Source organism: Mycobacterium sp. DL, from assembly GCF_039729195.1.
In the GTDB taxonomy this organism is placed as follows: Bacteria; Actinomycetota; Actinomycetes; order Mycobacteriales; family Mycobacteriaceae; genus Mycobacterium; species Mycobacterium hippocampi_A.
In genome coordinates, this window is record NZ_CP155796.1 from 3,493,610 (window position 1) to 3,518,100 (window position 24,491).

The 24,491-nt window shown below is 67.5% G+C and carries 22 protein-coding genes and 1 pseudogene; 12 read left to right on the forward strand and 11 right to left on the reverse strand.

What is annotated here, in order from left to right:
* Positions 1 to 6: 6 nt before the first annotated feature.
* Positions 7 to 1,785, forward strand: a pseudogene (locus ABDC78_RS16635) (DEDD exonuclease domain-containing protein); the annotation flags it as partial.
* Here ABDC78_RS16635 and trpD read toward each other — a convergent pair.
* Positions 1,723 to 2,817, reverse strand: coding sequence for an anthranilate phosphoribosyltransferase (gene trpD / locus ABDC78_RS16640; protein WP_347133110.1), 1,095 nt, complete (start codon positions 2,815 to 2,817; stop codon positions 1,723 to 1,725). The pseudogene ABDC78_RS16635 and the gene trpD sit on opposite strands and share 63 nt — an antisense overlap.
* Positions 2,818 to 2,885: 68 nt before the next feature.
* Between trpD and ABDC78_RS16645 the strand changes: the two genes are divergently transcribed.
* Genes ABDC78_RS16645 through ABDC78_RS16660 form a run of 4 tightly spaced genes read left to right on the forward strand, consistent with a single transcriptional unit; the run spans position 2,886 to position 7,274 of the window.
* Complete coding sequence (locus tag ABDC78_RS16645; protein ID WP_178360038.1) at positions 2,886 to 3,497, forward strand: heme-copper oxidase subunit III; 612 nt, start codon at positions 2,886 to 2,888, stop codon at positions 3,495 to 3,497.
* A 38-nt stretch (positions 3,498 to 3,535) separates the two neighbouring features.
* A complete protein-coding gene (locus tag ABDC78_RS16650) occupies positions 3,536 to 4,372 on the forward strand; it encodes a cytochrome c (protein WP_178360037.1) in 837 nt (278 codons plus the stop codon).
* Positions 4,369 to 5,586 (forward strand): ubiquinol-cytochrome c reductase iron-sulfur subunit, encoded by a 1,218-nt coding sequence (locus ABDC78_RS16655; protein ID WP_178360036.1) that lies wholly within the window; start codon positions 4,369 to 4,371, stop codon positions 5,584 to 5,586. The genes ABDC78_RS16650 and ABDC78_RS16655 overlap by 4 nt, the downstream gene beginning before the upstream one ends.
* Positions 5,583 to 7,274 carry a ubiquinol-cytochrome c reductase cytochrome b subunit gene (locus tag ABDC78_RS16660; protein ID WP_178360035.1) on the forward strand — a complete coding sequence of 564 codons (1,692 nt, stop codon included), beginning with the start codon at positions 5,583 to 5,585 and terminating at the stop codon, positions 7,272 to 7,274. The genes ABDC78_RS16655 and ABDC78_RS16660 overlap by 4 nt, the downstream gene beginning before the upstream one ends.
* Before the next feature lie 76 nt (positions 7,275 to 7,350).
* On the opposite strand, the gene ABDC78_RS16665 is transcribed toward ABDC78_RS16660, so the two are convergent.
* The 5 genes from ABDC78_RS16665 to ABDC78_RS16685 all read right to left on the reverse strand — a co-directional run bounded on the left by ABDC78_RS16665 (position 7,351) and on the right by ABDC78_RS16685 (position 11,711).
* The gene (locus ABDC78_RS16665; protein WP_178360034.1) at positions 7,351 to 8,340 is read right to left on the reverse strand and encodes an IS481 family transposase; all 990 of its coding nucleotides are present in this window, start codon (positions 8,338 to 8,340) and stop codon (positions 7,351 to 7,353) included.
* Positions 8,341 to 8,448: 108 nt separating this feature from the next.
* Positions 8,449 to 9,114, reverse strand: a complete 666-nt coding sequence (locus ABDC78_RS16670) for a DUF2561 family protein (RefSeq protein WP_178360033.1) — start codon at positions 9,112 to 9,114, stop codon at positions 8,449 to 8,451.
* A 13-nt stretch (positions 9,115 to 9,127) separates the two neighbouring features.
* A complete protein-coding gene (locus tag ABDC78_RS16675; protein WP_178360032.1) occupies positions 9,128 to 10,045 on the reverse strand; it encodes an MmpS family transport accessory protein in 918 nt (305 codons plus the stop codon).
* A gap of 174 nt (positions 10,046 to 10,219) precedes the next feature.
* A complete protein-coding gene (locus ABDC78_RS16680) occupies positions 10,220 to 10,639 on the reverse strand; it encodes a cytochrome c oxidase subunit 4 (protein WP_178360031.1) in 420 nt (139 codons plus the stop codon).
* A 7-nt stretch (positions 10,640 to 10,646) separates the two neighbouring features.
* The gene (locus ABDC78_RS16685) at positions 10,647 to 11,711 is read right to left on the reverse strand and encodes a cytochrome c oxidase subunit II (protein ID WP_178360030.1); all 1,065 of its coding nucleotides are present in this window, start codon (positions 11,709 to 11,711) and stop codon (positions 10,647 to 10,649) included.
* A gap of 186 nt (positions 11,712 to 11,897) precedes the next feature.
* Here ABDC78_RS16685 and asnB point away from each other — a divergent pair, with 186 nt between their 5' ends.
* A complete protein-coding gene (gene asnB / locus ABDC78_RS16690) occupies positions 11,898 to 13,820 on the forward strand; it encodes an asparagine synthase (glutamine-hydrolyzing) (protein ID WP_347133515.1) in 1,923 nt (640 codons plus the stop codon).
* On the opposite strand, the gene ABDC78_RS16695 is transcribed toward asnB, so the two are convergent.
* Entirely contained in the window at positions 13,817 to 14,791 is a 975-nt protein-coding gene (locus ABDC78_RS16695; RefSeq protein WP_178360028.1) for a carbohydrate kinase family protein, read from the reverse strand. The genes asnB and ABDC78_RS16695 overlap by 4 nt on opposite strands.
* Before the next feature lie 221 nt (positions 14,792 to 15,012).
* On the opposite strand from ABDC78_RS16695, the gene ABDC78_RS16700 reads away from it, so the two are divergent.
* Complete coding sequence (locus ABDC78_RS16700; protein ID WP_178360027.1) at positions 15,013 to 15,687, forward strand: hypothetical protein; 675 nt, start codon at positions 15,013 to 15,015, stop codon at positions 15,685 to 15,687.
* Positions 15,688 to 15,705: 18 nt separating this feature from the next.
* On the opposite strand, the gene ABDC78_RS16705 is transcribed toward ABDC78_RS16700, so the two are convergent.
* Positions 15,706 to 16,080, reverse strand: a complete 375-nt coding sequence (locus ABDC78_RS16705) for an iron-sulfur cluster assembly accessory protein (RefSeq protein ID WP_178360026.1) — start codon at positions 16,078 to 16,080, stop codon at positions 15,706 to 15,708.
* A gap of 132 nt (positions 16,081 to 16,212) precedes the next feature.
* Entirely contained in the window at positions 16,213 to 17,277 is a 1,065-nt protein-coding gene (locus ABDC78_RS16710) for a glycerate kinase (protein WP_178360025.1), read from the reverse strand.
* A gap of 84 nt (positions 17,278 to 17,361) precedes the next feature.
* Between ABDC78_RS16710 and ABDC78_RS16715 the strand changes: the two genes are divergently transcribed.
* The 3 genes from ABDC78_RS16715 to ABDC78_RS16725 are packed head-to-tail and all read left to right on the forward strand — an operon-like array spanning position 17,362 to position 19,820.
* Positions 17,362 to 18,045, forward strand: coding sequence for a DUF3043 domain-containing protein (locus ABDC78_RS16715; RefSeq protein WP_178360024.1), 684 nt, complete (start codon positions 17,362 to 17,364; stop codon positions 18,043 to 18,045).
* A gap of 6 nt (positions 18,046 to 18,051) precedes the next feature.
* On the forward strand, positions 18,052 to 19,092 hold the full coding sequence (cobT, locus tag ABDC78_RS16720; RefSeq protein WP_178360023.1) for a nicotinate-nucleotide--dimethylbenzimidazole phosphoribosyltransferase: 1,041 nt from the start codon (positions 18,052 to 18,054) through the stop codon (positions 19,090 to 19,092).
* Positions 19,089 to 19,820, forward strand: coding sequence for an adenosylcobinamide-GDP ribazoletransferase (locus ABDC78_RS16725; RefSeq protein WP_178360022.1), 732 nt, complete (start codon positions 19,089 to 19,091; stop codon positions 19,818 to 19,820). Before cobT ends, ABDC78_RS16725 begins: the two co-directional genes overlap by 4 nt.
* Here the strand turns inward: ABDC78_RS16725 and ABDC78_RS16730 are convergent.
* Both ABDC78_RS16730 and gcvT read right to left on the reverse strand, forming a co-directional pair.
* The gene (locus tag ABDC78_RS16730) at positions 19,813 to 20,916 is read right to left on the reverse strand and encodes a branched-chain amino acid aminotransferase (protein WP_178360021.1); all 1,104 of its coding nucleotides are present in this window, start codon (positions 20,914 to 20,916) and stop codon (positions 19,813 to 19,815) included. The genes ABDC78_RS16725 and ABDC78_RS16730 overlap by 8 nt on opposite strands.
* Positions 20,917 to 20,948: 32 nt before the next feature.
* Entirely contained in the window at positions 20,949 to 22,046 is a 1,098-nt protein-coding gene (gcvT, locus tag ABDC78_RS16735; protein WP_178360020.1) for a glycine cleavage system aminomethyltransferase GcvT, read from the reverse strand.
* A 165-nt stretch (positions 22,047 to 22,211) separates the two neighbouring features.
* On the opposite strand from gcvT, the gene ABDC78_RS16740 reads away from it, so the two are divergent.
* Both ABDC78_RS16740 and ABDC78_RS16745 read left to right on the forward strand, forming a co-directional pair.
* The gene (locus ABDC78_RS16740) at positions 22,212 to 23,459 is read left to right on the forward strand and encodes an acyltransferase (RefSeq protein ID WP_178360019.1); all 1,248 of its coding nucleotides are present in this window, start codon (positions 22,212 to 22,214) and stop codon (positions 23,457 to 23,459) included.
* A 23-nt stretch (positions 23,460 to 23,482) separates the two neighbouring features.
* Positions 23,483 to 24,475, forward strand: a complete 993-nt coding sequence (locus ABDC78_RS16745; RefSeq protein WP_178360018.1) for an SGNH hydrolase domain-containing protein — start codon at positions 23,483 to 23,485, stop codon at positions 24,473 to 24,475.
* Positions 24,476 to 24,491: the final 16 nt, after the last annotated feature.

Sequence of the window (24,491 nt, forward strand, 5' to 3'; positions counted from 1 at the left end):
CAGCGCATGGGTCAGCTGAGCTTCGCGGACGTCGATCCGCTGGCTGACCCGACCCTGCGGGAGACCACGTTCGTCGTCGTCGACCTCGAGACCACGGGCGGCAGACCGTCCGGCGACCGACACGACGCGATCACCGAGATCGGCGCGGTGAAGGTCCGCGGCGGCGAGGTGCTCGGCGAATTCGCCACCCTGGTGGACCCCGGTCGGAGCATCCCTCCCCAGATCGTCGCGCTCACGGGTATCACCTCGGCGATGGTGTACGACGCACCGCGCATCGAGGCGGTCCTGCCCTCGTTTCTCGAATTCTCCCGGGGTGCGGTCATGGTCGCCCACAACGCCGGGTTCGACATCGGCTTCCTGCGCGCAGCGGCCGAACGTAATCACTTGCGGTGGCCCAATCCCCCGGTGCTGTGCACGGTCCGGTTGGCGCGCCGGGCGCTCACCCGGGACGAGGCGCCCAGCGTGCGACTGTCCGCGCTGGCGCAGCTGTTCGGCGCCTCGACCACCCCCACCCACCGCGCCCTCGACGACGCCCGCGCCACCGTCGACGTTCTTCACGCACTGATCGAACGGGTCGGGAACCAGGGCGTGCACACCTACGCCGAGCTGGTCTCGTATCTACCGGACGTGACGCCGGCGCAGCGGAGAAAACGCCATCTCGCACATGCCCTGCCGCGGGCCCCCGGTGTGTACCTGTTCCGCGGACCCTCCGACGAGGTGCTCTACGTCGGCACCGCCGTCGACCTGCGACGGCGGGTGACGCAGTACTTCAACGGTTCCGACCCGCGGACCCGGATGAAGGAGATGGCGTCGCTGGCCACCGCGGTCGACCATGTCGCGTGCGCCCACGACCTGGAGGCCGGTGTCCGTGAGCTGCGGTTGCTGGCCGCCCACGCACCGCCGTACAACCGCCGGTCCAAGTTCCCCCAGCGGTGGTGGTGGGTGACGCTGACCGACGAGGCCTTCCCTCGATTCTCCGTGGTGCGCACACCACGCAGTGACAGCGCCGTCGGGCCGTTCCGGGCCCGCGCCGACGCGCTGGAGGCTGCCGCTCTGATGGCACGGTTCACCGCGGTACGCACCTGCACCAAGCGGCTCGGACGCGCCGCGCTGCACGGACCGGCCTGTCCCGAACTCGAGGTCTCCCCCTGCCCGGCCCCCCGCGGTGTCGGCGCCGCGGGATACGCCGCCGCGACACAGGAGGCCCTCGACCTCATCGAGGGCCGCAGCAGTCGTCCGCTGGAGGCGGTCCTGTCTCACATCGCCGACCTGGCGGAGCGCAACCGCTACGAGACGGCGGCGCGGCTGCGCGACCATGCCGCGGCCACCATCGACGTGCTGTGGCGCGGCCAGCGGCTGAGGGCGCTGGCGTCGGTCCCGGAGTTGGTGGCGGCCAGACCCGACGGTGACCGCGGCTGGCACCTCGCGGTGATCCGTCACGGCCAACTGGCGGCGGCCGGCGTGGCCCGCCGCGGCGTGCCGCCGATGCCCGTCGTGGAGGCCCTCAGCGCCGGCGCGCAGACCGTCCTGCCCACCGCGGCACCTCTGGGCGGCGCGCTGGTCGAGGAGACCGCACTGCTGGCCCGTTGGCTCGCTCAGCCCGGCGTCCGGATCGTCCGCGCCGACCCGGGGTACTGCTCCCCCGTCGGCGCGGCCGGGCGCTGGTCTCACTGGGCTGCCTCGGCCCGCTCGGCGCGACTGGCCGCCGAACAACTCGCCGCCTCAGAGCTGCTGAGTGAACCGCACCCAACGCGCGAGCAGCTGTTCGGCCGCCCCGGAGTCGATCGCCTCGGCGGCGCGGGCCAGGCCGGACTCCCAGGCCGGAACCCACTTGGCGTCGCTGGATAACCCGGCGTGAGCCACGAGGGCACCCGCGGCATTGAGTACGACCGCGTCCCGCACCGGCCCCGTTGCGCCACCGAGCACCGCTCTGGCCTCCGCCGCGTTGGCCTCGGCATCGCCGCCCACCAGCGCGGAGATCTCGGCGCGCTCGAATCCGAAGGCTGCCGGGTCGAACGTCAGGCGCTCGACAGTGCCCGCCTGCACCCGCCAGATCGTGCTCGTCGTCGTGGTCGTCAGTTCGTCGAGGCCGTCGTCACCGTGCACCACCAGGACGCTCGACCCGCGGGTGGCGAACACACCGGCCATCACCTCGGCCAGATCGCCCCATGCGCAGCCGATCAGACCCGCTCGCGGGGTCGCCGGATTCGTCAGCGGCCCAAGCAGATTGAACACCGTGGGCACTCCGATCTCGCGCCGTACCGCCCCTGCGTGTCGATAGGAGGGGTGGAACTGCGGAGCGAACGCGAAACCGATGCCGACCTCGGCAACGCTGCGGGCGACCTCGTCGGGGCCCAGATCGATGCGCACACCGAGGGCCTCGAGGGTGTCGGCGCCGCCCGACAGCGACGACGCGGCGCGGTTGCCGTGCTTGACCACCGGGACCCCCGCCGCGGCCACCACGATGGAGGCCATGGTGGACAGGTTGACGGTGTTGGCACCGTCGCCACCGGTCCCCACCACATCCACTGTCGCAGTGCCGATCGTGTCCGTCGGCACCCGCCGCGCATGCTTGAGCATGATGTCGGCCAGTTCGGTCACCTCCGCCGAGGTGGGTCGCTTCATCTTCATCGACACGCCGAACGCGGCGATCTGGGCGGGGGTCGCGGTGCCCGTCATGATCTGGTCCATCGCCCAGGCCGCCTGGCCCGGCGCGAGCGCCTGACCGGTGGTCAATCTGCCGAGGACCAGGGGCCATGTCGGCGCCGCGGCCGATGCGTTGTGCGGTGTGGGAAGCGTGGGCGGAGAAGACGTCACGGAAAGATTATGACGAATTGCTCCACCCGGGTGGAGTTCAACAACTACAAAGCGTCATACTTGCTTCTGTGACGAGCGCTGTAGGGACCTCGGGAACGGCTATCACGTCGCGCGTTCATTCGCTGAACCGCCCGAACATGGTCAGTGTCGGCACCATAGTCTGGCTTTCCAGCGAATTGATGTTCTTTGCCGGGCTGTTCGCGATGTACTTCACCGCGCGCGCCCAGGCCGGCGGTGACTGGCCGCCGGAGCCGACCGAGCTGAATCTGGCGCTCGCAGTTCCGGTCACCCTGGTGCTGATCGCCTCGTCGTTCACCTGTCAGATGGGCGTCTTCGCCGCTGAGCGTGGCGACGTTTTCGGGCTGCGGCGCTGGTACACGATCACCCTGGCGATGGGAACGTTCTTCGTCCTCGGCCAGGCCTACGAGTACCTGCATCTGGTCGAGACCGGCACCACCATCGCGGGCAGCGCGTACGGCACGGTCTTCTACCTCGCCACCGGCTTCCACGGCCTGCACGTCATCGGTGGACTCATTGCGTTCGTCTTCCTGCTGATCCGCACCCGGATGAGTAAGTTCACCCCTGCACAAGCCACCGCCGCGATCGTCGTGTCCTACTACTGGCACTTCGTCGACATCGTGTGGATCGCCCTGTTCGCCGTCATCTACTTCGTTCGATGACCGAACAACCTCAGACACAGCCGATGAGAAGGGGTTCGATGACCACCAAGGCCCGCGGAGCCGGGCAGCCGGCGACGATCAAGCGCCGTCGGTTGCGCCGCCGCCTGTCAGCAGCGGTGCTGCTGCTGACCGGGCTGACCGTCGCCGGAGGCCTGGCGGCCACGCTCACGCCGACACCGCAGGTCGCTGTTGCCGACGAGTCGGCTTCGGCGATGCTGCGTCTGGGTGAGCAGCTCTACGAGACGTCGTGTGTGTCCTGCCACGGGGTCAACCTGCAGGGTGTCGCCGATCGTGGCCCGAGCCTGATCGGCGTCGGCGAAGCCGCCGTGTACTTCCAGGTGTCCACCGGCCGGATGCCTGCGATGCGCGGCGAGGCGCAGGCCCCGCAGAAGCCGGCGCAGTTCGACGAAGCACAGACCGATGCGCTCGGCGCCTACGTCCAGGCCAACGGCGGCGGTCCCGTCGTGCCCCGGGACGAGGACGGCAGCGTCGCCTCCCAATCCCTGATCGGCGACAACGTTGCCAGGGGCGGCGACCTGTTCCGCCTCAACTGCGCCTCCTGCCACAACTTCACCGGCAAGGGTGGCGCGCTGTCGTCGGGCAAGTACGCCCCCGATCTCGGCACCGCCACCGAGTCGGAGATCTACACCGCGATGCTGACCGGTCCGCAGAACATGCCGAAGTTCTCCGATCGGCAGCTGACGCCGGAAGAGAAGCGCGACATCGTGGCCTACGTGCGCGAGGCGTCCGCCACCCCGACCCCCGGTGGTCTTGGGCTCGGCGGCTTCGGCCCCACGTCCGAGGGCATGGTCGCCTGGATCGTTGGAATGGTGGCCGTCATCGCGGCCGCACTCTGGATCGGAGCACGGGCATGAGCGACGGCCGCGACGGTCACGACGACCTCAAGGGGTCCGACACTCCCGGTCAGACCGGTGAACCCGGTCAGCCCACCGATGCGCAGCTCGCCGAGATGTCCCGAGAGCAGCTGCTCGAACTCGGCGGCAAGATCGACGGCGTCGAGATCGTCTACAAGGAAGAACGGTGGCCGGTCCCCGGCACCAAGGCCGAGAAGCGCGCCGAGCGCACGGTGGCGTACTGGCTGCTGCTCGCAGGCTTCTCGGGTCTGGCTCTGCTGCTGATATTCCTGTTCTGGCCCTGGGAGTACCAGCCGTACGGGTCGCCGGGTGAGTTCATCTACACGCTGACGACCCCGCTGTACGGTCTGACGTTCGGGCTCTCGATCCTGGCGATCGGCGTCGGCGCGGTGCTCTTCCAGAAGAAGTTCATTCCCGAAGAGATCTCCATCCAGGATCGTCACGACGGCAGCTCCCCCGAGCTGCACCGCAGGACCGTCGCCGCCAACCTGGGTGATGCGCTGGAGAGCTCAACCCTTAAGCGCCGCAAGCTCATCGGGTTGTCGCTGGGCATCGGGTTCGGCGCGTTCGGTCTGGGCACGCTCGTCGCGTTCATGGGCGGGCTGATCAAGAACCCGTGGAAGCCCGTGGTGCCGACCGCCGAGGGCATGAAGGCCGTGCTGTGGACCTCGGGGTGGACCCCCAGGTTCGAGGGCGAGACGATCTTCCTGGCCCGTGCCACCGGCAATCCGGGCGAGTCGCCGTTCATCAAGATGCGCCCGGAGGACATCGACGCGGGCGGCATGGAAACGGTCTTCCCGTGGCGCGAGTCCGATGGCGACGGCACAACCGTCGAGTCCGAGCACCATCTCACCGAGATCTCCTACGGTGTCCGCAACCCCGTCATGCTGATCCGCATCCGTCCGGGTGACATGAACAGGGTGGTCAAGCGTCAAGGCCAGGAGAGCTTCAATTTCGGCGAGCTGTTCGCCTACACCAAAGTGTGCTCGCATCTGGGTTGCCCGTCCTCTCTGTACGAGCAGCAGACCTACCGCATCCTCTGCCCGTGCCACCAGTCGCAGTTCGACGCGTTGCACTTCGCGAGGCCCATCTTCGGTCCAGCGGCCCGCGCCTTGGCTCAGCTGCCGATTACCATTGATCAGGACGGTTACCTTGTCGCCAACGGCGACTTCATCGAGCCCGTCGGACCGGCATTCTGGGAGCGCACGTCATGAGCCCACGACCGAATATGGCCGAGATCGCCGCCAAACAAGGCGAAGCGATCGACTCGCGGTACCACCCGTCGGCAGCGGTACGCCGGCAGCTCAACAAGGTCTTCCCGACACACTGGTCGTTCCTGCTCGGTGAGATCGCGCTGTACAGCTTCATCGTGCTTCTCATCACCGGCATCTGGCTGACGCTGTTCTTCGACCCGTCGATGGCCCACGTCACCTACGACGGGGTCTATCAGCCGCTTCGCGGCGTGCAGATGTCCCGCGCCTACGAGACGGCCCTGGACATCAGCTTCGAGATCCGCGGCGGGCTGTTCGTGCGCCAGGTCCACCACTGGGCGGCGCTGCTGTTCGCCGCGTCGATCATGGTGCATCTGGCCCGTATCTTCTTCACCGGCGCATTCCGCCGGCCACGCGAAGCCAACTGGGTCATCGGCTCGCTGCTACTGATCCTCGCGATGTTCGAGGGCTTCTTCGGCTACTCGCTGCCCGACGACCTGCTCTCGGGCACCGGCCTCCGCGCCGCGTTCTCCGGTATCACGATGGGCATTCCGGTGGTCGGCACCTGGATGCACTGGGCGCTGTTCGGCGGCGACTTCCCCGGCGAGATCATCATCCCGCGGTTGTACGCGTTGCACATCCTGGTTCTTCCCGGCATCATCCTGGCGCTCATCGGGGTGCACCTCGCCCTGGTGTGGTTCCAGAAGCACACCCAGTTCCCCGGGCCGGGTCGCACTGAGACCAACGTGGTGGGCGTGCGGGTCATGCCGGTCTTCGCGGTGAAGTCCGGCGCGTTCTTCGCGGTCACGCTCGGCATCCTCGGCCTGATGGGCGGGCTGTTGCAGATCAACCCGATCTGGGTGCTCGGCCCGTACAAGCCGTCCCAGATCTCCGCGGGCAGCCAGCCCGACTTCTACATGATGTGGACCGACGGCCTGATCCGCCTGTGGCCGGCGTGGGAGTTCTACCCGTTCGGTCACACCATCCCGCAGGGCGTGTGGGTCGCGGTCGGGATGGGCCTGATCTTCGGGCTGCTGATCGCCTACCCGTTCCTGGAGAAGAAGTTCTCCAAGGACGACGCCCACCACAACCTGCTGCAGCGCCCCCGGGACGCACCGACGCGGACCGCGGTGGGTGCGGCAGCGATCTCCTTCTACATCCTGCTGACGTTCGCCTGCATGAACGACATCATCGCGCTGAAGTTCCACATCTCGCTCAACGCGACGACGTGGATCGGCCGCGTCGGAATGGTGGTGCTGCCCGCAATCGTCTACTTCGTCACCTACCGGTGGGCGGTGGCGCTGCAGCGCAGCGACCGGGCGGTGCTCGAGCACGGGATCGAGACGGGCATCATCAAACGCCTCCCGCACGGCGCCTACGTCGAACTGCACCAGCCGCTGGGACCCGTCGACGAGCACGGGCACGCGATTCCGCTCGAGTACCAGGGTGCGGCTCTGCCCAAGCGGATGAACAAGCTGGGGTTGAGCGGCGCGCCAGGCACCGGCAGCTTCTTCAACGCGGATCCGGTGTCGGAGCACGAGGCGATCACCGAGGCAGCGCACGCTGCCGAGCGCAGGGCGCTGACCGCGCTGCGTGAGCATCAGGACGGCACCAACGGCAACGGCCACGGCTCCAACGGCCACGGCTCGAACGGCCACGGTTCCGACGGCAACGGCAACGGGCACCACTAGGAGTCAGCGGAACAACAAGGATCCGTCCCGGCCGAATCGGCTGGGACGGATCTTTTTTGGGTCTCGGCGCCGGTGGCTAGTTGTACTGACCTGAGAGGTTAGGTACACGGCTGGCTGGTGCTTGACCGCCGAGTGCTGTGTGGCCGCGGTGGTGATTGTAGGTGTGCAACCAGCGCGGGTATTCGTCGCAGCGTTGCGCGTCGCTGGTGTAGAGCCGCGCATAGGCCCACTCGTCGGCCAGTGTGCGATGGAAGCGCTCCACCTTGCCGTTGGTCTGCGGCCGGTAGGGCCGAGTGCGACGATGGCCGATATCGCCGAGGGCATCGCGGAAGACGTGTGATCGATAACAGTTCCCGTTGTCGGTCAACACCTTTCGAACGGTGATGCCGCAGTCGGTGAACCACGCGTTGGCACGCCGCCAGAAGTCGGCGGCGGTGTCCTTGCCCTCGTCGGCGAGTAATTCGGAGTAGGCCAGCCGCGAATGCGCGTCGATGGCGGTGTGGATGAAGTGGTAGCCGCGGACCGGGTTGCCGTACTTGTTGGTCACCCCGCTGCTCTTGTCGGCCCTGGCGTTGCGGTTGCCCTTCGTACGGCCCACCATGCGCCAGCCGCCGCCGGCGGGGATCTTGCCGAGTTTCTTGACATCGACGTGCACCAGGTCGCCGCAGCCTGCGGACTCCATTCGGCGAACGACGCGTCCGGTCGCGCGGTCGAGCCAGCGCAGCTTGGCGATCCGGTAGCGGCTCAACACCCGATGCACCGTCGAGGGATGAATCCCGAGCAGGTAGCCGATACGGGCTGGCCCCCACCGCCGGGTGACGCGCACGCCAATGATGCGCCGCTCAGTGCGTGTAGGTGTGCGATTGGGGCTGTGGTGTGGTCGTGAGCTGCGGTCGGCCATCCCCGACTGACCCTGCTCGCGATAGCGGCCCGCCCACCGCGAGGCCGTGGATACCGACAGCTGGAAACGTTCGGCAGCCCGTCGCAAAGACCAGCCATCATCGACGACGCAACGAGCCAGCCGCAGGCGACCGGTTTCGGACAAAGGGGCATTACGGTGAGACACGAAGACCTCCGAGGTGAGTTGGTGCGTTCCTAGGCAGTTCGCACTTCACTCGGAGGTCTTCGTCTTGTCACCTCACCACGCCGTCACCAACGTCCGTGGTCAGTACAGCTAGTCCGCGATAGCGCGTAATTCGCGCAGGGAGTACCACGGGATTGCGACCATGGCCACGGTGAAGACAGCCGCGACTCCCAGCAGGACCCACGCGACGGTGTCACTGTCGACCGCCATCAGGTAGGTCGAGACCGCGGTCAGCAACGTCGCGACACCCATCGCGCACCCGATGCCCGCAGCGCACCGCAGCCACACCTGCCCGACAGCCGCCGCCTCGGCGGTTGTCTGTTCACGCATGCGCGGGATGGGGCCACTGGGCTCAACGGTCACCGCAGGAGCCCTGAACTTCTCCGTCGGCGCCTCCGCGCCGCGCGCCGGGGCCTGGGGTGGCGGCGCGGCTGACTGTGCTGGTTGCCCGGGGGCGGGATCCCCGACGGACGCACGCCGGGCGCGCAGGAGCAGCGGCACCGCGGCCACGATCACCACGGCGGACACCCCGATGACGGTGTACAGGAACCACGGGGTGCCCGACTCGCTGCTCGACGCAGTCGGTCCGCGGGACAGGTCGACCAGCGCCACCGTCGCGGCGACGCCCGCCCCCAGAGCGGCCAGCCAGGCGGCCACGCAGCCGCCCAACAGCAGACGATCGACGCGGTCCAGCGCAGAGAAGTCGAACGCCGGGCTCTGTCGTGAGCGGGCCGGGGTATCGGTGAGGTATGTCATCAGAGGTGTCTGCCTAGCAACTGGTCTGTGCAGCATTGTTGGTGTTCGCCGACAGCACCGTGCCGTCGCTTGTGGTGATCGAGCAGTTCAGTCGACTCACCAGGAAGAGACTGGACGCCTGCACCGAACCGACCTCGGACTGCGAGATCGGGGTGACGGTCAGCGACCACGGGATGTACACGTTCCGCTGGGTGCGACTGCGACCCGACGCGTCGATGTAGGTCACGCTGATGATGTCGCCGGGCGCCTTGGTTCCGGTGACGGAGTAGGTCACCTGCCGTGGGCCGGCGCGCGTCGTCGTCGTCGGCGGCGGGGGCGGCGGCGGCTCCTCGGTGACCGGAGGCGGCGGCGGTTCGGCCGGAACGACCGGCGGCGGGGGCGGCGGCTCCTCGGTGACCGTCACGGTCTCCGGCGGCGGTGGTGGCGGCTCCTCGGGCGGCGGCGGCGGAGGCGGCGGGGGTGGTGGCGGTGTCGTGGTGGTGATCTCGTCCTGAACCGGCGGCGGCACCGACGTCGTGGTCGTCTCGGGGTTCGCGGTGTTGTCGGTGTCCGTCCGGGTCACCAGCACCGACACCGACACCACGAGAGCGATCGCGGCGACGATCGCCACGACGCCGACCACCCACGGCCATCGAGGAGGGGCTTGTGGCTCGCCGGCATCAGGAGCGGACTCGTAGCTGTCGTAGTCGTACAGCGATGCGTCGGAGGGGACGTAGGGGCTGCTGACGAACTGTTCGGACTCGGGCGCGGAGTACGCCTGCGAATAGTGGTCTGTCTGCGCGGTGTCGGGGAAGTCGCCACCGACTCCGCTGCCGGGTGGAGTGCCCGAGGCATCTGGGGTGGGTTCGCCCGAGGAGGGCTTGTTGCCCGGCTCGTCACCTGGAAGTTCCGAGCCACCAGAGTCCCGTTCGGGGGGATTCGGCCCGCTCATCTACGTCTGTCCTTCTCGACTGCTGCTCCGTCGGTCGCGCCGTCAGCGGACCACGACGCTTGGGCAACACTACCCAACGGAGACACCCGAACAGGACGCCCAGTGCGGTTTGCGGGCGAACTCATGCCCTGATTGTGACCTTGTTCGACACGTGCAGACCACACCGACAGCGGCTCAGTGCTTCTCGGCTCCCGTGTGGTATTCGAAGACCAGACCGGCCACCGAGGCCAGGATGAAGCAGACACCGCCGACGATGAGCCACGGAAGCCACATGGCCATACCGACCGCGGTGACCGAACCCGACAGCGCGATGAGAATCGGCCACCAGCTGTGCGGCGGGTAGAAACCCAGCTCGCCGGCGCCGTCGGCGATCTCGGCATCCTCGTAGTCCTCGGGCCGGGTGTCGAGGCGGCGTGCGACGAAGCGGAAGAACGTACCGGTGATCAGCGTCAGGCCGGTGGTCAGCACCAGAGCGGTGGTACCCGCCCATTCGATGCCGCCCTGGGCGAACATCGCCGTCAGAACGCCGTACACGACCGACGACAGTGCGAAGAACGCCGTCAGGAACTCGAACAACCGGGCTTCGATGTGCATTGCTGTCCTACCTGCTCGCCTGGGGGATCTGCGGTGCCTGCTCTCCGCGGCGGGTGTCGAACGGTTTGGTGGTGACCGCCAGTGGAGGCTGGTTGATCGCCTCCAACGCCTCGGCGTTGGTCATTCCGGCCTGACGCTGATCGAGGTAGGCCTTGAAGTCGTTGGGCTCCACCACGCGGAGTTCGAAGTTCATCATCGAGTGGTAGGTGCCGCACATCTCCGTGCACCGGCCCACGAAGGCACCGGTTTCATAGATCTCGCTGACCTGGAAGATGTTGTCGGAGTTGTTCTCCGCCGGGTTGGGCAGCACGTCGCGCTTGAACAAGAACTCCGGCACCCAGAAGCCGTGGATCACGTCGGCCGAGGCGATCTGGAACTCGATCCGCTTGCCGGACGGGACCACCAGCACCGGGATCTCCGTGGACGAGCCGAGCGTCTCGATCTCGTTGTAGTTCAGGTAGGTGCGGTCCTCGGGGTTGAGGCCGGCGATCGCGCCGACCTCCTCACCACCACCATGGCCCTCGCCCTCGGACTCGGTCGTTTCGGACTCGGAGACCTCAGGCGCCGAAGCCATCGCTTCTTTGGCCGCGTTGTCGACGCCGTCGTAGGTGAAGGTGCCGTCGGTGAAGTCGACCTTCTGGTATCCGAACTTCCAGTTCCACTGGAACGCGGTGACGTCGATGACGACCTCGGGGTTCGGCTGCTTGTCCAGCATCCGCTCCTGGACCACGACGGTGAAGTAGAAGAGCACCGAGATGATCAGGAACGGCGTCACGGTGAGAGCCAGCTCGAGCGGCATGTTGTAGCCGAACTGGCGGGGAAGTTCGGTGTCGTCCTTCTTCTTCCGATGGAAGGCAATGGTCCAGAACAACAGGAAGTAGACGATGGCGCCGACGACGAGCGCGGCGATCAGCGACCCGATCCACAGTTCGCGGTTGAGGTGCGCCTCCGGAGTGATGCCCTCGGGCCATCCCAGGCCGAGAACCTCAGACCAGCTACACCCGCTGAGTAGGACTGTTGTTCCGCCCAAGAGCACGGACAATGCCACCAACTTCAGGCCGCGAGCGGACACGTTGGCGCCTCCTTGAAGTCATCTAGCAGTCGACGAACCGCCGGGCGGTTCGACGGCTGCACTGAATACTACGCAGCGTAGACCACCCTGTGGCGGTGGAGCCAAGCGACCGGGAAATGTGTCTGGTGTCGGTCTCTGCCCATCGCTCCCATTAGGCATACTGGCGCGGTGTGCGGACTGCTGGCGTTGGTCACCGACCCTTCCTCTGAGGTCTCCCCCACCATCGTCGACGCGGTTTCCGGCGCCTCGTCGCTGATGCGCCATCGCGGCCCCGACGAGCCCGGAACCTGGAACGACGGCCAGGTGGTGCTGGGCTTCAACCGGCTCTCCATCATCGACATCGCCCACAGTCACCAACCGCTGCGGTGGGGGCCCGGCGACGCACCGGACCGATACGTACTGGTGTTCAACGGCGAGATCTACAACTACCTGGAACTGCGTGAGGCGCTCCGGTCCGAGTTCGGCGCCGTCTTCCACACCGACGGTGACGGTGAGGCGATCCTGGCCGCCTACCACCATTGGGGCACCGAGGCTCTGACACGGCTGCGCGGCATGTTCGCTTTTGCGCTCTGGGACAGCGTCGAGCAGGAGTTGTTCTGCGCGCGGGACCCTTTCGGCATCAAGCCGCTGTTCATGGCGACCGGGCCCGGCGGCACCGTGGTCGGCAGCGAGAAGAAATGCCTGCTCGACCTGGCCGACGAACTGGGCATCGATCTCGCCATCGACGAGCGTGCGGTCCAGCACTACACGGTGCTGCAGTACGTTCCCGAACCCGAGACACTGCACCGGGGCGTCCGCAGGCTCGAGTCGGGCAGTTACGCGCGGGTTCGGCCGGGCGCAGCGCCGCAGGTCACCCGGTATTTCACCCCACATTTTGATGCGGTGCCGTTCACCGGATCGCCGTCAGGTGACGACCAACGCCGCTACGACGAGATCACCGCGGTGCTCGAGGACTCGGTGGCCAAGCACATGCGCGCCGACGTGACGGTCGGCGCGTTCCTCTCCGGCGGCATCGACTCGACGGCCATCGCGGCACTGGCCATGAGGCACAACCCGAGGTTGATCACCTTCACCACAGGCTTCGAACGCGAGGGGTTCTCGGAGGTCGACGTCGCCGTCGCCTCAGCCGAAGCCATCGGCGCCCGGCATGTCACCAAGGTCGTGAGTCAGGCCGAGTTCGTGGCGGCACTCCCCGAGATCGTCTGGTATCTCGACGAACCCGTTGCCGATCCTGCGCTGGTGCCGCTCTACTTCATCGCCAGAGAGGCACGCAAGCACGTCAAGGTCGTGCTCTCCGGCGAGGGCGCCGACGAGCTGTTCGGTGGCTACACGATCTATCGGGAACCATTGTCGCTCAAGCCTTTTGACTTTCTGCCGCGCGGCCTGCGCAAGTCGGTCGGAAAGGCGGCCCGACCTCTGCCGGAGGGCATGCGCGGTAAGAGCCTGCTGCACCGGGGGTCGCTCACCCTCGAGGAGCGTTACTACGGCAACGCACGGAGCTTCTCCGACGAACAGTTGCGAGCGGTGTTGCCCAGATTCCGCGACGACTGGATCCACACCGACGTCACCTCCCCGGTTTACGCGAAGTCGCAGGGCTGGGACCCGGTGGCCCGCATGCAGCACATCGACCTGTTCACCTGGTTACGCGGTGACATCCTGGTCAAGGCCGACAAGATGACGATGGCCAACTCCCTGGAACTGCGGGTGCCGTTCCTGGACCCCGAGGTGTTCGCCGTGGCCTCACGACTGCCGTTCGATCAGAAGATCACCAGGGCCACCACGAAGTACGCGCTGCGGCGCGCGCTGGAGCCCATCGTTCCCGCCCATGTCCTCAACCGGCCGAAACTGGGTTTCCCCGTGCCGATCCGGCACTGGCTGCGCTCAGGCGAGCTGCTGGACTGGGCCCAGGACATGGTCGGCGCGTCCGGCGCCGGCGACCTGATAGACCTGGCCGCGGTCCGGTTGATGCTGGACGAACACCGAAGAGGCACAACCGATCACAGCCGCAGGCTGTGGACCGTGCTGATCTTCATGCTCTGGCACGCGATCTTCGTCGAAGGAAGCGTCACGCCTGCGATCAGCGAGCCGACCTACCCGGTGCAGCTCTAGGCGAGCGCCTCGGCTATCTCCCGGCCCGCGTCGGCGCCGTAGGCATCACTGAGCCGCTGGACTGCCGAGTCGCGGTCCCACGACCACTCCTGGGGCCCCGGCGCCTCGAGCACCAACGTCGCGACCAGCGAGGCCAGTTGAGCTGCACGCTCCAGCGACAACCCGGCATCACGCCCGGTGAGGAATCCGGCCCGGAAAGCGTCACCGATACCGGTCGGATCCTCTTTGTGCGTCTCCGGCACCACATCGACATGGATGAACGTGCCGTCCTTGCCGACCAGGTCCACACCCTTCTCACCCAGCGTGGTGATACGAAGCTCGATCTGCCTCATCACCTCGGCCTCCGACCATCCGGACTTCTGCAGCAGCAGATCCCACTCGTAGTCGTTGGTGAACAGGTAGGTGGCGCCGTCGATCAACCGGCGGATCTCCTCGCCGGACAGGCGGGCCAACTGCTGGCTGGGGTCCGCGGCGAACGCCAGCCCCAGGGACCGGCATTCCTCGGTGTAGAGGAACATCGCTTCCGGGTCGTTGGCGCCGATGATCGTCAGGCTCGGTGATCCGGTCCGCTCGATGACGTCCGCCAGTTTGATGTCGCGGGCCTCCGACATCGCGCCCGGATAGAAGGAGGCGATCTGGGCCATGTCTTCGTCGGTGGTGCACACGAATCTGGCCGTGTAGGCAGACTCCGAGACCAACACGCCGTCGCAGTTGACTCCGTGGGAGGTCAGCCACTGCCGGTATTCGTCGAAGTCCTTTCCGACGGCCCCCACCAGGGTCGGACTGCCGCCCAACACACCCATCGCAAAGGCCATGTTGCCCGCGACACCACCGCGATGCACCACCAGGTCGTCGACCAGGAAACTCAGCGACACCTTCTGCAGGTGGTCGGCGAGGAGTTGCTCGGAGAACCGACCCGGAAAACGCATCAGATGATCGGTTGCGATCGATCCGGACACCGCAATGGTCACGCAGTTTCACCCTTCATCAGTTCACGCATCATGTGCTCGACGATCCGAACAGTCGAACGTCGTTCACCCTAGTGTCGACCACAGGTCGGGCCCTGTGTCGGCCCTGTGGTCGCGTTCTCGGCCCCGGAGGCACCCCGGTCAGTTGCGCTAACCTGCGTATGGGTGCCCGCCGGGCCACTCTAGATGCGCACGATTCGACCGACCTCTCCGGGAGCAAATACATGACTGGTCCGTACCCGCCCCAATACGGCGCTGGACCGGTCGGCCCGCAGCAACAACCGGGATACCCGGATTCCTTTGGCCAGCCGTATCCTCCGGCACAGCCCTACCCCGACAGCGGCATCGACGCGACGTACCCGGGAATGCTGCCGCCACCGGTTCAGTATCCGCCCCGCAAAGGCCGCAAATGGATCATCGCGGCCGTGGCGGTGCTGGCCGTCGCCGCGATCGTCGCCGTGGCCGCTGTGGTGGCCCTCAGCGGCGGGCGGGACGAACAGACCACCGGCGGACAATTGACCGAGGCCTCCGCGCAGGGCGCGATCCAGGACTACCTCGACGCACTGTCGAATGGTGATGACGAGACCGTGGCCCGCCACACTCTATGTGGGCTGTTCGACGCCGCCAAGGAACGCCGTGCAGACCTCGCGCTGGCCGGATTGTCCAGCGATGCGTTCCGCAAGCAGTACAGGAGCGCCGAGGTGGCCTCGGTGGACAAGATGGTGACGTGGTCACCCTCGCAGGCCCAGGTGCTGTTCACGATGCGGGTCGAGCCGGCGCGAAACTCCCGCGGCACGCAGCCCCAAGACGGTGAAGAGCAGGCCATCGCCCAGTTGCTGTCGATCGACAACGAGGTCCTGGTGTGTTCGTTCCTGCCGCGGACCGCCGGTCAGTACTGAGCGGGTATCAGCGCCGACTCAGTTGAACGAATCGCCGCATGCGCACGACCCGGTGGCGTTCGGATTGTCGATGGTGAAGCCCTGCTTCTCGATGGTGTCGACAAAATCGATGGTGGCGCCCTGGATGTAGGGGGCGCTCATCCGGTCGACCGTCAGGTTCACTCCGCCGAACTCGACGACGAGGTCGCCGTCGAGGGTGCGGTCGTCGAAGAACAGGTTGTATCGGAGCCCGGCACATCCGCCCGGCTGCACGGCGATGCGCAGCGCCAGATCATCGCGACCTTCCTGATCCAGCAGCGCTTTGGCCTTGCTCGCCGCGGCATCGGTCAGGGTCGCGCCATGGGTTTCGGTAGCTTGGCCCGGCTGCACGGCCGACTCGTGCTGAACAGTCATGGAATCTCCTGTGTGGATGTACGTGGGTGGAGGCCTCGCCCCCGGAACGGGGACAGCTCCACTTGGTCAACGGTACCTTGTTCGGCCCGTATTCCCCATCTATCCCCAGGTCGCGTCACCACCTGCGACGACTCACCGATAGGTGGCCGCAACCGCCGACGCCAGGCCGGTGAGCTGGTTGGCCGCATCCTCGATCGCGCGCTGCACCGAGCCCGCGTGGTCGGTGATGGAATGGGCCGAGGCGATCCCGGCGGCTTCGAGCGCGGATTGCTCCAGCGTCACCTGGCCCGCCAGCACGAGCACCGGGATCTGCCGATCACGGGCGCCGGCGGCCAGCGCGCTGACGACCTTGCCGTGCAGGGACTGGTCGTCGAAGCGGCCCTCTCCGGTGATCACCAGGTCGACGGCGGCGACGTCGGCGGCGAGGCCGGTGTGTTCTGCGATGATCGCCGCGCCCGACTCCCGCCGGCCGCCCAGAGCGATCAGGGCCGCACCGATTCCACCGGCGGCGCCGGCGCCGGCGTCGCCGCTGACCGTGCGGCCCGCGGCCGCGTTCAGCTCCTCCGCCCATACGGTCAGGCGGTCCTCCAGGATCGCGACGGTGGCCGGATCGGCACCCTTCTGCGGACCGAACACCGCCGCGGCGCCCCGCGGGCCGAGAAGTGGGTGTTCGACGTCGCTGGCGGCGATGAGCTCGACGCCGTCGAGCAACTCCTGTGCGGCCGCCACGCCGCCCAGCGCCTCCACCATGCCCCGGCCGCCGTCGGTGCAGCCGCTGCCTCCGAGCCCGATGACGATCCGACCCGCGCCGGCCGCCCTCGCGGCGGCGATGAGCTGCCCGACTCCCCTGCTGTGCGCCTCGAGCGCGGTGCTCACCGACGGCGGCCCGCCCAGCAGGGCGAGGCCGCACGCCTGCGCGCATTCGATGTACGCGGTGACCGGCGGATCCGTATCGAGCACCCACTGCGCGTCGACGTCACTGGACAGCGGACCGCTCACCCGTTCGGTGCGTACCTCGCCGAGTCGACTGGCGAGCACTTCCACGAACCCGGGTCCACCGTCGGACTGCGGAGCCAGCGCCAGCCCGTCGTCGGGCCGGGACCGGCCCCAACCGTCTGCGATGGACTGCGCCGCCTGCACTGCGGTCAAGCTGTCGCCGAAGCAGTCCGGGGCGATCAGCACATTGATGCGCGCCATCCCGGCAGACTATGGCCTCCCCCGGACCGACGCATGTCCGGGACTCCGGTGCCCCGGCGGTCAGCCGAGACGTAACCTGGCAGGGTGAAATTGCTGGGCCGCAACAGAGACGATTCCGGGGACGCTGACCCCGACAACTCCGACGACAGCGCCGACGTGGCGCCCGCCGGCTCTGCCGGCCAGCGGGTGACCACGGCCCCGAAGGGCAAGCCGACGCCGAAGCGCAGCGAGGCGAGTCGCAGACGCGGGCCGGTGGCACCCGCGCCGTTGACCAGTGCGGAGGCCCGTAAGCGCCGCAAGGAGCTCGGTGGACCCAAGCTGTCGCGCGAGGAGAAGAAGGCCCAGCGCGCCGAGCGCCGCTCGGACATGTCGAAGCGCCGCGAGAGGATGATGGCCGGCGAGGACGCCTACCTGCTGCCTCGCGATCAGGGTCCGGTGCGCCGCTATGTCCGTGACGTGGTCGATTCGCGACGCAATCTGCTCGGTCTGTTCATGCCGGCGGCGCTCGGCCTGATCTTCGTCATGCTCGCGGTGCCCTCGGTCCAGGTGCAGCAGATGTTGTCCCCCGCGATGCTGGTTCTGGTGCTGGTCATGGTCGTCGACGGGTTCATCCTCGGTCGCAAGGTGAACCGTCTGGCGGATCAGAAGTTCCCCGACAACACCGAAACCGGTTGGAAGCTCGGCTTCTACGCCTCGAGCCGCGCCTCGCAACTGCGCAGGATGCGCGCGCCGAGACCGCAGGTCGAGCGCGGCACCCCCGTCGTGTGACGTCGGGTGGCCTACTTTCCTGCCATCGCCGCGCCTGATACCGCAGCGGCATCCGCGGCACGGCAGCGGCAGACCGTTCTCACCAAGCCGCCGGGCGCTCTGGGTCGCCTCGAAGAACTCTCGGTGTGGGTGGCCGCCTGCCAGGGTGTCTGTCCCCCCGAACAGTTCACGCGCGCCCGGGTGGTGGTTTTTGCCGGTGACCACGGGGTGGCCGCCGCCGGGGTGTCCGCGTATCCCGCCGAGGTGACCGCCGCGATGGTGGCCAACATCGATGCCGGCGGCGCGGCGGTCAACGTGCTGGCCGCATTGGCGGGCGCCGGGGTCCGGGTCGCCGATCTCGCGGTCGACGTCGCAGCGCCGCAATCACCGTCGATCGGTGCACACAAGGTCCGCCGCTCGAGCGGCAACATCGCCACCGAGGATGCACTGACCCCCGAGGAGGTGGTCGAGGCGATCGAGGCGGGCCGTCGGATCGCCGACGAAGAGGTCGATGCCGGCGCAGATCTGCTGATCGCCGGCGACATGGGTATCGGGAACACCACGCCGGCGACCACCCTGATCGCCGCGTTGACCGACACCGAGCCGGTCGCCGCGGTGGGCAGGGGCACCGGCATCGACGACGCCGGCTGGGCCCGCAAAACTGCCGCAGTACGTGACGCGCTGTACCGGACTCGCAGGATCACCGCGGATCCCATTGCACTGCTGCGGATCTGCGGCGGCGCCGACTTGGCAGCGATGACGGGATTCTGTGCTCAGGCCGCGGTCCGGCGCACCCCGGTACTACTCGACGGCGTTGTGGTGACGGCTGCCGCACTGGCGGCCGAACGGCTCGCCCCCGGCGCGAAGCAGTGGTGGCAGGCCGGCCACCGCTCCACCGAACCGGCGCATTCACTGGCGCTGCAGCACCTCGAACTGGTTCCCCTCATCGATCTCGGAATGCGACTGGGCGAAGGCACCGGCGCCCTGGTGGCCCTGCCGGTTCTGCGGGCCGCAGTCGGCACGCTCGCGTCGATGGCCACGTTCGAGCAGGCCGGCATCAACACATGATCCGTTCTGTCGCAGGCGCTTTCGCGTTCGCGACGGTTCTGCCGGTGCCGGCCGGCCGCGCGGTGAACATCGGTCGCGGCGCGATGACCGCGCTTCCCGTTGTCGGCGTGGCGCTGGGCGCGTTGGCCGCTGCGGTGCTGTGGGCCGGAACTCATGCGTTCGACGAGGGCAGTGCACTGGCAGGTGCCCTTGCGGTGGCCGTGCTGCTGGCGGCCACCCGCGGTCTGCACATCGACGGACTGTCGGACACCACCGACGCGCTGGGCTGCTACGGCCCACCGGAGCGTGCGCTGGCCGTGATGCGTGACGGTTCAGCGGGTCCGTTCGGCGCCGCCGCAGTGGTGGTCGTCGTCCTGGTACAGACCCTCGCCTTCGCGGAGACGAACTGGATCGCGGTCCTGGTGGCGGTGGCGGCGGGGCGGGTAGCCGCGGTCGCCGCATGCCGGCGGTCTGTTCCGGCGGCCGCAGGAAGCGCGCTCGGCGGCGCCGTCGCGGGCACCCAGCCCCTCTGGGTGGTGGCAGCGTGGATGCTCGGGGTCGCAGCAGTGGCGATCCCGGCGGGTGCGCACTTCTGGCAGGGTCCGCTGGCGGTGCTCGTCGCCCTGCTGTGCAGCGCAGCCCTGGTGTCGCACTGTGTGCGCCGGTTCGGCGGCATCACCGGAGACGTGCTGGGTGCGGCGGTCGAGGTGACGACGACCGTTGCCGCGGTCGGGATGGCGATCAGCTGAGCCGGGCCATCCAGCCGTGGGTGTCGGCGAAGGTGCCGCGCTGGATTCCGGTCAACGTGTCGCGCAGCGCCATGGTGATCTCACCGGGCTCGCCGTCGGCGATGGTGAACTCACCGTCACCGTGCTTGACGTGCGACACCGGTGTGATGACGGCGGCGGTGCCGCAGGCGAACACCTCGGTGATCTCACCCGCAGCGGCCTTCTTCTGCCATTCGTCGACGTCGATCTTGCGTTCCTCGACCGCAAATCCTGCATCGGTCGCCAACTGCAACAACGAATCCCGGGTGATGCCCGGCAGCAGCGAACCGGACAGCTCCGGGGTCACCAGGCGGGCGGTGCCACCGCTGCCGAACACGAAGAACAGGTTCATGCCGCCCATTTCCTCGACATAACGGCGTTCGGTCGCATCCAGCCACACCACTTGATCACAGCCCTGCTCGGCGGCCTCGGCCTGCGCCAGCAGCGACGCCGCATAGTTGCCACCGAACTTGGCGGCGCCGGTACCACCGGGACTGGCCCGCACATACTCGGTGGACAACCACACGCTGACCGGTTTGATGCCCCGCGGGAAGTAGGCGCCTGCGGGTGAGCCGATGACGAGGTACCGGTATTCGTTGGCGGGGCGCACACCCAGGCCGGGTTCGGTGGCGAAGATGAACGGCCGCAGATACAGCGACTCCTCACCACCGGCCGGCGGCACCCAGGGCTCGTCGACGGCGATCAGCTGCCGCAGCGACTCGAGGAACAATTCGGGAGGCAGTTCGGGGATCGCCAACCGCCGCGCCGATCTGCACAACCGGGCCGCGTTGGCGTCGGGACGGAACGACACGATCGAGCCATCGGACCAGCGGTAGGCCTTCAGACCCTCAAAAACCTCCTGCGCATAGTGCAGGACGATCGCCGACGGGTCGAGCTCGATCGGGCCGTAGGGAAGGACCTTTGCGTCGTGCCATCCCCGTCCGGCGGTGTAGTCGATAGAGACCATGTGGTCGGTGTGGAACTTGCCGAAGCCGGGGTTCGCGAGGATCTCGGCCCGTACCCCGTCGCTCGCCGGATTCGCGTTGCGATCGACGGTGAACTCGAGGCCTGCAGTCATGAAAGCGATTGTATAACCGGCAGGCTAGCGATTTAGCGGGTGCGCGTGTCCACGAACGGTGGCTTGACGACCTCGCATTCGATCATGCGTCCGCGGACGTCGACGGCAACCTGCTGACCGTCGGCGATGCCGGCCGCAGTGTCGATCAGCGCCAGTGCGATCCCGACTTTCAGCGTCGGGGAGAACGTGCCCGACGTGGTGACGCCGATCGGAGTATCGCCGTCGAGCACGGTGAGATCTCCTCTCAACACCCCGCGGCCCACCGCCCGCAATCCGCGCAGCGTCCGTCGCGGCCCGGCTTCCTTCTCCGCGAGCAATGCCTCGCGACCCCAGAACGCCTGCTTCTTCCAGCCGACCGCCCAACCGCAACGGGCCTGCAGCGGTGAGATGTCCAGCGACAGTTCGTGTCCGTGCAGCGGATAACCCATCTCGGTGCGCAGGGTGTCGCGCGCGCCGAGGCCCGCGGGTTCCCCACCGGCCGCGGCGACAGCGTCGACCAGCGCGTCGAACACCACCGCCGCCTCATCCCAGACGGGCAGCAACTCGTAGCCGTGCTCTCCGGTGTAACCGGTGCGGCACACCCGGACCTCGACACCACCGAACACCGCATCGGCGTAACCCATGTAGTCCATGTCTGTCGGCAGACCCAGCCCGCCGACGACCTCGGCCGACTTTGGTCCCTGTACCGCCAGCACGGCGCGCGATCGGTGCTCGTCGGTGATGGTCAGCCCGTCGGGGGCATGCTCGCTCAACGCGGCGACGACGGCCGCGGTGTTGGCGGCGTTGGGTACCAGGAAGATCTCGTCGTCGGAGACGTAGTAGGCGATCAGGTCGTCGATGACGCCGCCTGATTCCGTGCAGCACAGCGTGTACTGCGCTTTGCCCGGACCGATGCGGCCCAGGTCGTTGGTGAGGGCGGAGTTGACGAACTCAGCCGCCCCCGGACCTTTCACCAAAGCCTTTCCCAGGTGGCTGACGTCGAACAGACCCACCGAGGTGCGAGTCGCGGTGTGTTCGGCGACGGTGCCGACATAGGACACCGGCATGAGCCAACCGCCGAACTCGGCGAAGCTTGCGCCGAGGTCGCGGTGACGGTTCTCCAGAGGGCCAGCCAACAGGTTGTCAGTCACGACGAACCAGCTTAAACCGTATGGCGCCGAGGGTGGGCACACATCGGTGGCTACCCGACGTCACCTCGACCGCCAGGAGCGACAGAAGGTTAGCCTAACCTGAGTGCTATATTGCCCCGCAAGAGTTACGCGGGTAGCTCACCGATGGCGCGAAGGCAGGGTGGGGTGGCGGTTGCAGTCGGGGCCGCCCACGGCGAACAGCCCCACACTGCGGCCCCGCCACACGGGAACCGCCGCGCCGACATTCAGGGCCTGCGCGCGGTCGCGGTGCTGGTCGTCATCCTCGACCACGTCGGCATGCCCGGGTTCCCCGGGGGATTCGTCGGTGTCGATGTCTTCTTCGTGATCTCCGGTTACGTGATCACCCGGATGCTGCTGCACACCTCCACGCAACCCGGTCGCGCGTGGTTTCTGGACTTCTACGCCAAACGTGCCCGTCGGATCGTCCCAGCCGCCACTCTGGTGGTCGCCCTCACGGTCATCGCGACGTTCGAATTGACCAACTTCCTGCGCGGCGCCCGGGTGCTGCCGGACGCGACGGCAGCGTCGTTGTTCCTCGCCAACTTCCACTTCATCGAGACCGGCTCCGACTATGCCCGCCTCGGCGGTGATCCTTCTCCGCTGCAGCACTATTGGTCACTGGCCGTGGAGGAGCAGTTCTACCTGGTGTGGCCGCTGCTGATGCTCCTGGCGATCGCCGTCGCCGCCCGTTGGCGCCGGGCCACGCTGCGACAGGTGTTGTTCGCGCTTCTGGTCGCAATCGTGGCGGCAAGCTACCTGTACTCGATCGTGGTGACGTCCGCCAACGGAGTCGAAGCATTCTTCTCTCCCCTGACCCGCGCGTGGGAGTTGGCGATCGGTTGCCTGATCGCCGTGGCCCAACCGTGGTTGGCCGCCAGGGTCGTAACGAGGCCGATCATCGCCGGCGCATTGTCCTGGTCCGGTACCACGGCGATCACCTGGTCGGTCATCTTCCTCGATGACACCAGCCGTTTCCCGGGTTGGGTCGCCGCGGTCCCGGTGCTCGGCACCGCGATGATCCTCGTCTCCGGTTTGCGCGTGCAGCGCACGGTCCCGACCACCGTGCTGGGCAACCGGGTATTCACCTACATCGGCGACATCTCCTATTCGCTCTACCTTGTGCACTGGCCCGTATTCACCATCACCGCTGCCCGGATCGGTGAGGATTTCTCCTGGCCGGCACAGGTGCTCCTGATCGGTGTGACTTTCGCGGGCGCGGCAGCCATGTACCACGCATTCGAGGACCCGATCCGTCGGTCCCGTGCGCTGGCGGCGCGCCCCTGGCTGAGCCTGGCCATCGTGCCGGCAGGCATCGCCGTCGTTTTTGCGGTCGCGGCCTTCGAGCGTTACCGCTGGGCCCTGCCGGTTCCCCTTGTCCAGCAGTTGTTCTGAACGTTCTGCGAAAGGATTTCCTGATGCCTCAGCGCTTCACCGCCAAAACCGTTGCGGCCGTCGCGATGTGCGCCGCGTTGATGTCGGTCGGATGCCGGGCCGTCCCCGATGAGCCGAATCCGGTCGCACAAACCGGATCAGCACCCGTGCCGGCGGCGATCCCACAAACCGAGGTACTGAGGGCAGTGCAGGCCGCGACCACATTGCGTGACCTTCCCGCGGACATCGACAACGACGAGCTGCTGGCCGCGAGTGGCGACTACACCGCCCAGTGGTCGATCGAGGGCTGCGAGCCCGCGCTGGAGGTGAGTCGGCTCGACGACATCGGCCCTTGCACCTTCGGTGACACCACCAGCGACCGGACCATGGTGTTGATCGGCGACTCCGCCGCATCGATGTGGCACAGAGCGCTCGATCTCATCGGCAAGCGCACTGGATGGCGGCTGATCACGTTGGCCAAGAGCAACTGCGGCCCCGCGTCGCTGACCTACTACCAGTGGCAGCTGGGGCGCGCCTACACCGAATGCGACGACTGGCAGGACTGGCGGATGAGGATCATCGATCAGGAGAAGGCCGAGATCGTCGTGATGACCGGATGGTACGACGGCGGCAATCAGGGACCCGGTCGTGATACGACCCCGGAGATCTGGCGCGACGCACTCGTGAAGACCGTCAACGAACTACCCGAGGGCACAAAGGCCTTCATTCTCGGCAGCATTCCGCGTCCATCGGAAGGTCCGTCTGAGTGTGCGGCCGAGAACCCCACCGATCTCACCCGGTGCGCGGCGCCGGCGGCCGAGGCTGTGCCGACCCAGGCGGGCTGGTCGGGTGCCGCAGAACTCACCGGCCAGACCTACGTCCATGTCGACCCGTGGTTCTGCACCGAGGTCTGCCCGGCAGTGATCGCCGACCAACTCGTCTACGCCGGCAGGTACCACGTCACCGCTCAGTACGCCGGTTATCTGTCGGGATCCATCGAGGAGATCATGGCACCGGCACTGAATGCGCCGCTGTGACTCACCCGGCGCTCGG

What these genes read in the sequence shown, in the direction of transcription:
- ABDC78_RS16705 (WP_178360026.1), bottom strand. Translation starts at nt 16,080, where the DNA reads ATGACTGTTCAGCACGAGTCGGCCGTGCAGCCGGGCCAAGCTACCGAA.
- ABDC78_RS16745 (WP_178360018.1), top strand. Translation starts at nt 23,483, where the DNA reads ATGCCTCAGCGCTTCACCGCCAAAACCGTTGCGGCCGTCGCGATGTGC.
- ABDC78_RS16700 (WP_178360027.1), top strand. Translation starts at nt 15,013, where the DNA reads ATGACTGGTCCGTACCCGCCCCAATACGGCGCTGGACCGGTCGGCCCG.
- ABDC78_RS16675 (WP_178360032.1), bottom strand. Translation starts at nt 10,045, where the DNA reads ATGAGCGGGCCGAATCCCCCCGAACGGGACTCTGGTGGCTCGGAACTT.
- ABDC78_RS16710 (WP_178360025.1), bottom strand. Translation starts at nt 17,277, where the DNA reads ATGGCGCGCATCAATGTGCTGATCGCCCCGGACTGCTTCGGCGACAGC.
- ABDC78_RS16680 (WP_178360031.1), bottom strand. Translation starts at nt 10,639, where the DNA reads ATGCACATCGAAGCCCGGTTGTTCGAGTTCCTGACGGCGTTCTTCGCA.
- ABDC78_RS16730 (WP_178360021.1), bottom strand. Translation starts at nt 20,916, where the DNA reads ATGACTGCAGGCCTCGAGTTCACCGTCGATCGCAACGCGAATCCGGCG.
- ABDC78_RS16655 (WP_178360036.1), top strand. Translation starts at nt 4,369, where the DNA reads ATGAGCGACGGCCGCGACGGTCACGACGACCTCAAGGGGTCCGACACT.
- ABDC78_RS16660 (WP_178360035.1), top strand. Translation starts at nt 5,583, where the DNA reads ATGAGCCCACGACCGAATATGGCCGAGATCGCCGCCAAACAAGGCGAA.
- ABDC78_RS16670 (WP_178360033.1), bottom strand. Translation starts at nt 9,114, where the DNA reads ATGACATACCTCACCGATACCCCGGCCCGCTCACGACAGAGCCCGGCG.
- ABDC78_RS16725 (WP_178360022.1), top strand. Translation starts at nt 19,089, where the DNA reads ATGATCCGTTCTGTCGCAGGCGCTTTCGCGTTCGCGACGGTTCTGCCG.
- ABDC78_RS16650 (WP_178360037.1), top strand. Translation starts at nt 3,536, where the DNA reads ATGACCACCAAGGCCCGCGGAGCCGGGCAGCCGGCGACGATCAAGCGC.